A 9,189-nucleotide genomic window follows, 5' to 3' on the forward strand; every position below is an offset into this window, starting at 1 on the left:
GGCCTGCACGATGACCGGCCAGCCCTGGATTGGCCGCGCGATGTTGAGTGGGCCGCGCACCGAGAGATGCTCACCCTTGTGGTCGAGCACATGCAGCCTGGCCGGGTCGAAATAGAACCCGCTTTCGGCGTCGCGGATGAAGGCATCGTCGGCAAAGCTGTCCCACAGGCCGGTGACGACATCGTAGAATTCCCGGGCCCGCCGGTAGCGCTCGTCATGCTCGACATGCTCGTCGAGGCCGAAATTGAGCGCCGCATCCGGATTGGACGTGGTGACGATGTTCCAGCCGGCGCGTCCGCCGCTGATATGGTCGAGCGAGGCGAAGCGGCGGGCAACATGATAGGGCGCGTCGAACGTCGTCGATGCGGTGGCGACCAGCCCGATATGGTCGGTGACGGCGGCGAGCGCCGACAAAAGCGTGAACGGCTCGAACGAGGTGACCGTGTGGCTGCGCCGCAGCGCCTCGATCGGCATGTTGAGAACGGCCAGATGGTCGGCCATGAAGAAGGCGTCGAACTTCGCCGCCTCCAAGGTCTGGGCGAAGCGCTTCAGATGCGCGAAATTGAAATTGGCGTCGGCATAGGCGCCCGGATAGCGCCAGGCGCCGGTATGCAGGCTGACGGGGCGCATGAAGGCGCCGAGGTGCAATTGTTTTTGTGTCATGAAAGTCGTTTCGACCGATCGATACAGTCGAGCACTAGCGCTCGAATCCTAAACTCAGGATCGGACGGTCCGCGCAACTCGGGAAGATATCCTGTTCCTCCACACCGGCCTTTTGCAGCATAGGTTTTGCGCTGTCCGGGACCAGGACAAAAAATGGCCGGGCTCGAATGCGGCCCGGCCAAAAGAAGGTTTGAACCTTCAGAGGGGAACACCGTCCAGCGGAATGGGAGGAAACCGCTAAACGATTTTACCTTTTTGCGCCTATCTCGAAGCCTTGGCGACGAATGGCATTCCAAAAAACATATGAAACGGCAAAAATTCGTGCAGAGCTGAGTTCACGAACCCGCCGCTCCGGCCTGGAGAAGATCGGCATAGTGGCGGCGTGCCACGTCGGGATGTGAACGCAGTCGGCTTTTGAGCACATTGGTGCCGACATCGCGAAACAACGGATTGTCCGGATCGCTTGCCGGCCCGCGCGCTTCGGCCGCCAATTCCTCGGGCAGGGTCAGAAGCGGTATGGTCGCGTCCAGCCGCGCACTGAAGAAGAAGGGAACGGAGATCCGCTCGACGCCGGCAGGCGGCGTCACGACGCGGTGAACGGTGGCACGCAAATACCCATTCGATGCCAGTTCGAGCAGTTCGCCAATGTTGACGACCAGCGTTCCAGGGAGCGGATCCACATTCACCCAGCTTCCGTCATATTCGACCTGCAGGCCCTTGTTGTCGTCCTGCAGCAGCAGGGTGAGGAAACCGCCATCCTTGTGCGCGCCGACGCCCTGGTCGCCTTCGGTCGCGTCACGGCCGGGATAACGGACGATCTTCATGCGATGGTTGGGCGAGTCCCGATAGATCGCGTCGAAGGCGTCCTCGGGCTGATCGAGCGATAGTGCGAAGGCTTTCAGCAGCCGAATGGCCACCGCGGTCGCCTTGGCCTGCCATGCAAGCAGTGCCGGCTTGAGCTCCGGCAGTGCAGACGGCCACTGGTTCGGCCCCTGCAGCCGTGTCCACGGTGCAATTCCAGGTCCCTGCGCTATGGGCTGGCGCTCGACGCCGATGTCGAGTTGCTCACGCCAGTCGGCCGCGCCCTTGGTCAGTTCGCCGCCGGCGCGGGTGTAGCCGCGGAACTGCTGGGACTTGACCATTTCGATGGCCAGCTTGTCGGCCTCCGGCAACGCGAAGAACCGTCGCGAGGCATCGAGCACGTCGTCGATCTCCGGGGCGGAAATTCCGTGGCCGCTGAGATAGAAGAAGCCAACGTCCCGGGCTGCCGTACGCAGGTCCAGGAGAAAGGTACGATACTCGGACGCACCTTGTTCGAGGCGGCTCAGGTCAAGCACCGGCACAATTCTGGGCATGGTCAGCTTCCTTCTTTTCTCTGCCCTGGCTTAGGAGAAGTAGAAGCGACCACCGGCAAGAGCTTCGAGCATGAATGCATCTCAAAGTGACACGCAAGGCGTGCCGATCAAAGCAACAGGAAGTCCAATCCGGGCCGGATGGAAGAACGTCAGCGCTGCATATTATGACCTGTCGGCAAATAATTTCCCGACAAGTGCTTTACCCGCCATGCCTCTCGTGGACCGCACTTTCCAGTGCGACAGCGTATAAGTCGCAGCGGAAGCGCAATCGCGCGTGATCGTCTGTAAATCCCGCCAGCCGACCGGCAGGACGGCTTCAAGCCAGCTCGAACCGCTCGATGGCGCGCATGATGCCGCGCAGCTCGGCGAGGCCCTTCAGCCGGCCGATCAGCGAATAGCCGGGGTTGATCCTGGTCTTGCCGATGTCGTCGGCAAGCAGATGGCCATGGTCTGGTCGCATCGGAATGCGCCAGTCGGCACGGCCTTCCCCGCGACGGCGCGCCTCTTCCTGCATCAGAGCGAGGATAACATGCGCCATGTCGGTGCCGCCTTCGAGATGCTCGGCTTCGTAGAACGAGCCGTCATCCTCGATGGTGATGTTGCGGAGGTGGACAAAGTGGATGCGGTCCGCGAATTCCTTGACCATGGCGACGATGTCATTGTCGGCGCGCGTGCCATAAGAGCCGGTGCAGAACGTCAGGCCGTTGGCGGGGCTGTCGACGGCGTTAAGGATGAAACGCGCATCCTCGGCTGTCGAAACGATGCGTGGCAAGCCATAGAGCGAGAAGGGCGGGTCGTCGGGATGGATGCACATGCGCACCCCCTCCTCTTCGGCCACCGGAATGATCTCGCGCAGGAACCAGGCAAGGTTTTGGCGCAGCTCCTTTGGTCCGATCGCATCGTAGTCCGCCAGGGCCTCGCGAAAACTGTCCCTGTCATAGCTGCGCTCGGTCGCCGGCAGGCCGGCGATCAGGTTGCGTTCGATCCTGTCGATCGCTTCGCTGCTCAATTCCTTCAGCCGCGCTTCCGCTTCGGCGATACGGGCAGCGGTATAGCCGGCTTCGGCATTGACGCGCTTCAGCACGAACAGGTCGTAGGCTGCGAAATCGATGGCGTCGAAACGCAGCGCATAGCCCGTCGTCGGCAGCCGATAGGTGAGATCCGTGCGGGTCCAGTCGACCACCGGCATGAAATTGTAGCAGACCGTCGCAATGCCGGCCTTGGCGAGCGCGCGGATTGAGTCGCGATAGTAGCCGGCGTAGCGCTCGCGTTCCGGCGCGCCGATCTTGAAGGAGTTGTGGACCGGAATGCTCTCGACCACCGACCATGTCAGGCCGGCGGCCTCGATGACACGCTTGCGCTCCAGAATGCTCTCGAGCGGCCAGGCGCGCCCGTCATAGATATCGTGCAAGGCGCTCACCACGCCGGTCGCACCGGCCTGCCTGACATGATCGAGCGTTACCGGGTCGTTTGGTCCATACCAGCGCCAGCACTGTTCCATTGCCGCTTCCTTCTGCGAGAGGATGGCAACCTATTGTTGGACCACAATGGGTGTCAAACTAGGAACCGGTTTCGGACAGCGAATGAAGGAGTTTTCCCAATGAAGGATTTCGACGGCAAGGTTGCCTTGGTGACGGGGACGACCGGGATTGGCCTCGCAACCGCCAGACGCCTCGCTGCAGGGGGCGCTGCGATCGTCGCCTGCGGCATCGACCGCGCGGCCAACGCGGCGTTGAAAGCGGAACTGGAAAGCTCCGCAGCCGGGGCGCTGGTGATAGGCGCCGACGTCTCCGTGCCCGATCAGGTTCGCGACGCGGTCGCGGCCGGCGTGGAGCGGTTCGGCGGCCTCGATATCGTCGTCAATTCGGCGGCGGTGCATCCGTACGGAACCGCCGTCAGCACCGATTTCGAGACCTGGAACAAGGCGATGTCGGTCAATGTCGGGTCGATCTATCTGACCGCGCATTTCGGCATCCCGGAAATGGTCCGCAGGGGCGGCGGCGCCATCGTCAACGTCGCTTCGGTGCAGGGCTTTGCCTGCCAGCAAAACGTCGCCGCCTATGCCACCACCAAGGGCGCCATCCACACGCTGACGCGTGCCCTGGCCCTCGACCATGCGCGCTCCGGCATCCGCGTCAATTCCGTCAGCCCCGGCTCGATCCGCACCCCGATCCTGGAGCAGGCCGCCCGCGGCGAGAACGGCACGGACGCCGATGTCGAGGCCGCCTACAAGCGCTTCGGCGAAGCGCACCCCATCGGGCGCATCGGCGAGCCGGAGGAGGTGGCCGAACTTATCGCTTTCCTGTGTTCGTCGAAGGCCGGATTCTGCACTGGCGCGGACTACAAGATCGATGGCGGCCTGACCGCCGGCATCGGCGTGAAGTAGATCGCGAATGGGGCCTGGCCTTTAGCGGGAGCGGCCGGCATCCGACAATTGGTTTGCCGAATTCTTGCAGATCAATGCTCAAGCAAATCGAGCAGCGAAATTGAGCTTTAGCGAAATTTCGGAAACGCACCGCCATCAGGGGCGTTGGCCCAGCTCTGCAAGGTCTGGCCGCCGTCGATCAGCCAATCCACGCCTGTGACGTGCCTCGCCTCGTCCGAGGCCAGGAAAGCCACGGCGGCCGCGACATCGTCCGGCTGGCCGATGCGGCGCAATGGAATGCGGTCGGCGAAATGCTGGACGCTGCTCTTGAATTCGCCGTCACCGGAAGCCAGCACGCCAAGCGTCGTCTCGATCACGCCGGGGCAAATGGCATTGACGCGTATGCCGTAGGGCGCGGCATCGAGCGCCGCAACCCGCGTCAGGCCGACCACGCCGTGTTTGGAAGCGACATAGCCGGCACCGCCCGAAAGGACGTCCCAACCGGCCATGGATGAGCCCATGTTGACGATCGAGCCACCGGTCCCCGCCTTGATCATCGCCCGAAGCGATGCCTGCAGGACGAGGAAGATACCGCGCAGATTGATACGGATGGTCGTATCCCAGTCCTCGACCGGCAGGTCGTGAACGGGAGCGACGACGCCGGAAATGCCGGCATTGTTGAACACCGCGTCGAGGCCGCCGAACGTCTCGACGGTCGCCTCGACGGCGCGCCGCACATCCGCTTCATCGCTGACGTCGGCTTCGATGGCAATGGCGTTTTCACCCAGTGAGCGAGCCAGTTGCTGCGCCGCCGCGCCATTGCGATCGACAATGGCGACGCGCGCGCCTTCGTCAAGGAAACGCCGCACCGCCGCGCCGCCGATCGCGCCGGCGCCGCCAGTGACAAGGATCTTCTTCTGGTCGAATCGTTTCATCCCCCGGTCTCCGGCTTTGGATAGGAACGCCATGAATATTGTGGTTCGAAGCCGATCGTTTCGCGCGCATGGACCGTGTCGAGCACGGCGCCAAAGCCGGCGATCGGCCGCGATAGAGCGACATCGGGATAGACCCGGCGCACGAGCGCTTCGGTTTCCTCTTCCATGAAGGTGTCGGCGGCGCTGAGCAGGACGCGCAGATGGCCGTCGCCTTGCCATTCAAGCGCCCGCAGGAAGCCCTGCCCGGCGTCGCGCGCGTCGAGATAGGCCCACAGGTCGCGGGCACTGTCGGCCGTGGCGCGGCGCGGCCCGACGCCCTCGAAAAATGAACCCGGCGTCTGGATCCACGGCATGCGGATACTGACCGCCGAAAAGGCGCCGCGGCGCACCGCCGCGTCGACGATTTCCTCGCCCAGCCATTTCGACAGGCCGTACGGATCCTGCGCGCCGGCCGGGTGGTCCAGGTCGACCGGCAGATAGGGCGGCCGCACAGGTTTTTCGAAAAAGGGATAGCCGAAGACGCTGAAGGATGAGGCATAGATGAAGCGCCTAGCGCCGGCCATGGCGGCTGCCTCGACCACATTGTAGGCGGTCGCGATGTTGGTCTTGAACACCTCGCCGCCGGCCCGGCCGGTCGGCCGCGGAATGGCCGCGACATGCACAACGGCATCGCAATCGCGCACCAGCTGCAGTGTCGATCCCAGATCGGTCAAATCGGCGGTTGCGTGGCGCCATGCGACCTCACCCGGTACCACGGCATCGACACCAAGCACATCGTGGCCGGCCGCAACCAGAGCCTCGGCCACATGGCGGCCAAGCAGGCCGCTGGCTCCGGTGACGATGGTTTTCATATCTCGGCCTCGGCTCCGCAATTCAGCGGCTTGAATATCATTGATGGTCATACAAATCGAGCACATGCCTGACAAGCGTTGTCAAGGCCATTTCGCGATGGGCAAATAGCGCATACGCTTGTCGGAGCGCGGTGCGCAAGGCCGACCAGCACGCTTTGCGTCGAACGGGATTGACTTGGCATCCACTAGGGTTTTTTGTATGAGCATCAACGATCGGTCAAAGGAGCTCGCCATGTCCGTGGACAGTTTTTCCTCACATCGGCACGATGATGCGGTGCGCCTCGATCCACGCCGTGCAGCCGTTATCGTCATCGATATGGTCAATGAGTTCTGCAAGCCCGGCGGGGCCATGGTCCTGCCTGGGTACGAGACGCTGGTCGCGCCGCAACTGGCCGTGATCGAGGCCGCGCGCGCCGCCGGCGTGCCGGTGATCTGGGTCCATGACAGCCACCGGCCGGGCATGCGACGCGAGCGCGAATGGCTGAAGCGCACACCGCATTGCCTGGATGGAAGCTGGGGGCCGGAGATCATCGAGGATCTCGGCGCCCGCGATGATGAGATCCATGTCATCAAGCGGCGCTACTCGGCCTTCTTTCAAACCGACCTCGACCTGACGCTGAAAGACATGCAGGTCGACCAGTTGGTCATTTTCGGCGTGGTCACCAACATCTGCGTGCGCTCGACCGTCCATGACGCCTTTTTCCAGGGCTATGAGGTGGTGGTGCCAAGCGATTGCTGCGCAGCAACGGGACCCCGCGAGCAGGAAAGCTCGCTCTACGACATAGCGACCCATTTCGGCGTGGTCAGCGATTCGGCTGATGTCGTCGCAGCCCTCCGCGACGGGACGTCGCTTCAACCAGCGGAGGTCGCGGCTTGAGCTTTTCCAAACCGGCGACATCCGAGACAGCGGCGATAGGAGTCCGGTGTGACGACTGAAAAGAAACCGCAATCCGAAAAAGGCGCGACCTCGAAAACGCCGAGCGGCGATGCACCCCCGAGCCGCGAGCAAGTGCTGCAGCAATACGCCGAGACCGGCTATGAACTGGACCGTCACCCGGCGCACGTCATCCGCCGGGCGCATCAGCGCGCGACACTGCGCTTCCAGCAGGTCATGGCCGGCGAAGACCTTTCGCCAACGCAATTCGCGGCGCTCGCCACGATCCTCAAGCATGGCGAAGTCTCGCAGAACCATCTCGGCCGGCTGACGGCGATGGACCCGTCGACCATCAGCATCGTCATGCGTAAACTGCTCAAACACGGGCTGATCACGCGCAGCGCCTCCGAAACCGACCAACGCCTGACGATGATCGCGCTGACCAGCAAAGGGACCGACTATACGCTGGAGCGGCTCGAACGCAGCGTCGAGGTCGGGCGGCGGTTCCTGTCGCCGCTCTCCCCGGCTGAGCAGGCGACGCTGCTTCGCCTGCTCCAGCGCATCAATGACGACGATCCAACGAATGGCGACGGCGGCAAATAAGCCTCGTCCAGTCCTTTTTTCCATAACAGCAAAAGTGAGAACCGGTGTCGTCCGACCTCCAGTCGTCTGCCAACACGCTCGTCGTCCGCAATATCGGTCTCATGCTGAGCGGCGATCTCGCACAACCGATCATCGACGCCGACACCATCGTCGTGAGCGATGGACGCATATCAGGCATTGGCAAGGCAGGCGACATTGATGGCGGCAGCGCGGCGACGATCATCGATGCGATGGGCTGTGCGGTCGCGCCGGGTCTTATCGACAACCACGCCCATCCGGTGGCCGGCGACTGGACGCCCCGGCAGAACCAGATCGGCTGGATGGATTCGACCGTGCATGGCGGCGTCACCACGATCATTTCGGCTGGCGAGGTCCACACACCGGGCCGACCGCGCGATCTTGTCGGGCTGAAGGCGTTGGCGATCGCGGCGCAGCGCACCTTCTCCAACTTCCGTCCGAACGGCATGAAGATCCTGGCCGGGGCACCGATCCTGGAACCCGGCCTTACCGAGGAAGACTTCCGCAGTCTCGCCGAGGCCGGCGTGACGCTTGTCGGCGAAGTCGGGCTTGGCGGCGTCAAGGATGGGCCGACCGGCCGGAAGATGATCGCCTGGGCGCGCAAATACGGCATGACCTCGATGACCCACACGGGCGGCCCGTCGCTGCCCGGCTCCGGCCGCATCGGCGCGGATGTCGTGCTGGAGGTCGACGCCGACATCGTCGCCCACGTCAATGGCGGGCCAACCGCCCTGCCCGAGGCGGAAATACGTCAGATCTGCGAGAAGGGTTCGAGGGCGCTTGAAATCGTCCATAACGGCAATTTGCGCACCGGACTGTTCGTGCTCGACCTGGCAAGGCAGCGCGGCGAACTTTCGCGCGTCATCCTCGGCACCGACAGCCCGGCCGGATCCGGCGTGCAGCCGCTCGGCATCCTGCGAACCCTGACCATGCTGGCTTCGCTGGGCGGTATTGCACCGGAAGTGGCGTTCTGCCTTGCCAGCGGCAACACGGCGCGCGTGCGCGGACTGGACGATCGCGGTTTGATCGAGGTCGGTCGCGCCGCCGACCTGATCTTCATGGATCAGGCGATCGGCGGCGCCGGCGACGGGCTGCTCGACAGCGTGGCGCTCGGCAATCTTCCAGGCATTGGAATGGTCGTCATCGACGGCGTGGTGCGGACCGGCCGGAGCCGCAACACCCCGCCGGCGATGCGGGTGCCGGAAGTCCTGGCGGCCTGACGGTCAGCCGACGCCGTCAATGCCGACAATCTTGTCCTTGGTCAGCCCGCCGACGCGCGGGTGCGGCCTGCCGGAATCGGTGACGGCGATAGCGACGACGATCTCGTCGGCACGCGGTGCGTCGGGAACACGAACCTCCATGCCGTCGAAATGGCTGCGCACCCGCGCCGCGTCCTTGTGGCCGAGCGGAATATCGAGCGGCACGCCGAGGCCGCCGCGCTTCTTCGATGAGGGAATGAGCGCGGCGCCCTTGCCGAGCACATCGCGGAACGGGGCGCCGAGCTTTGGATGAAGGATGGCGGCGG

At 63.7% G+C, this 9,189-nt stretch carries 10 protein-coding genes; 4 read left to right on the forward strand and 6 right to left on the reverse strand.

Features of this window, described 5'->3' with window-relative positions:
• The 3 genes from EN925_RS11615 to uxuA form a co-directional block, all read right to left on the reverse strand.
• The coding region (locus EN925_RS11615; protein WP_128336549.1) for an NtaA/DmoA family FMN-dependent monooxygenase at positions 1-663 on the reverse strand (663 nt) is incomplete at its 3' end.
• A gap of 335 nt (positions 664-998) precedes the next feature.
• On the reverse strand, positions 999-2,018 hold the full coding sequence (locus EN925_RS11620) for an isopenicillin N synthase family oxygenase (protein ID WP_013530313.1): 1,020 nt from the start codon (positions 2,016-2,018) through the stop codon (positions 999-1,001).
• Positions 2,019-2,334: 316 nt separating this feature from the next.
• Positions 2,335-3,519: a mannonate dehydratase gene (gene uxuA, locus EN925_RS11625; protein WP_127385005.1), complete on the reverse strand. Its 1,185-nt coding sequence runs from the start codon at positions 3,517-3,519 to the stop codon at positions 2,335-2,337.
• A gap of 99 nt (positions 3,520-3,618) precedes the next feature.
• On the opposite strand from uxuA, the gene EN925_RS11630 reads away from it, so the two are divergent.
• Positions 3,619-4,404 carry an SDR family oxidoreductase gene (locus tag EN925_RS11630; protein WP_127369247.1) on the forward strand — a complete coding sequence of 262 codons (786 nt, stop codon included), beginning with the start codon at positions 3,619-3,621 and terminating at the stop codon, positions 4,402-4,404.
• A gap of 107 nt (positions 4,405-4,511) precedes the next feature.
• On the opposite strand, the gene EN925_RS11635 is transcribed toward EN925_RS11630, so the two are convergent.
• Both EN925_RS11635 and EN925_RS11640 read right to left on the reverse strand, forming a co-directional pair.
• Positions 4,512-5,318 (reverse strand): SDR family NAD(P)-dependent oxidoreductase, encoded by an 807-nt coding sequence (locus EN925_RS11635; RefSeq protein WP_127369246.1) that lies wholly within the window; start codon positions 5,316-5,318, stop codon positions 4,512-4,514.
• Positions 5,315-6,169 (reverse strand): NAD(P)-dependent oxidoreductase, encoded by an 855-nt coding sequence (locus tag EN925_RS11640; RefSeq protein WP_127369245.1) that lies wholly within the window; start codon positions 6,167-6,169, stop codon positions 5,315-5,317. Before EN925_RS11640 ends, EN925_RS11635 begins: the two co-directional genes overlap by 4 nt.
• Before the next feature lie 232 nt (positions 6,170-6,401).
• On the opposite strand from EN925_RS11640, the gene EN925_RS11645 reads away from it, so the two are divergent.
• The 3 genes from EN925_RS11645 to EN925_RS11655 all read left to right on the forward strand — a co-directional run bounded on the left by EN925_RS11645 (position 6,402) and on the right by EN925_RS11655 (position 8,884).
• Positions 6,402-7,046: an isochorismatase family cysteine hydrolase gene (locus EN925_RS11645; RefSeq protein ID WP_063173769.1), complete on the forward strand. Its 645-nt coding sequence runs from the start codon at positions 6,402-6,404 to the stop codon at positions 7,044-7,046.
• Between the two features lie 48 nt (positions 7,047-7,094).
• Positions 7,095-7,646 (forward strand): MarR family winged helix-turn-helix transcriptional regulator, encoded by a 552-nt coding sequence (locus EN925_RS11650; protein WP_024502291.1) that lies wholly within the window; start codon positions 7,095-7,097, stop codon positions 7,644-7,646.
• A gap of 101 nt (positions 7,647-7,747) precedes the next feature.
• Complete coding sequence (locus tag EN925_RS11655; protein ID WP_245460996.1) at positions 7,748-8,884, forward strand: amidohydrolase family protein; 1,137 nt, start codon at positions 7,748-7,750, stop codon at positions 8,882-8,884.
• 3 nt (positions 8,885-8,887) lie between these two features.
• On the opposite strand, the gene EN925_RS11660 is transcribed toward EN925_RS11655, so the two are convergent.
• Positions 8,888-9,189: amino acid synthesis family protein (locus tag EN925_RS11660; RefSeq protein WP_164894182.1), on the reverse strand; the 302-nt coding region annotated here is incomplete at its 5' end.

It is taken from the genome of Mesorhizobium sp. M7A.F.Ca.US.006.04.2.1 (assembly GCF_004022915.1).
GTDB lineage: Bacteria > Pseudomonadota > Alphaproteobacteria > Rhizobiales > Rhizobiaceae > Mesorhizobium > Mesorhizobium ciceri.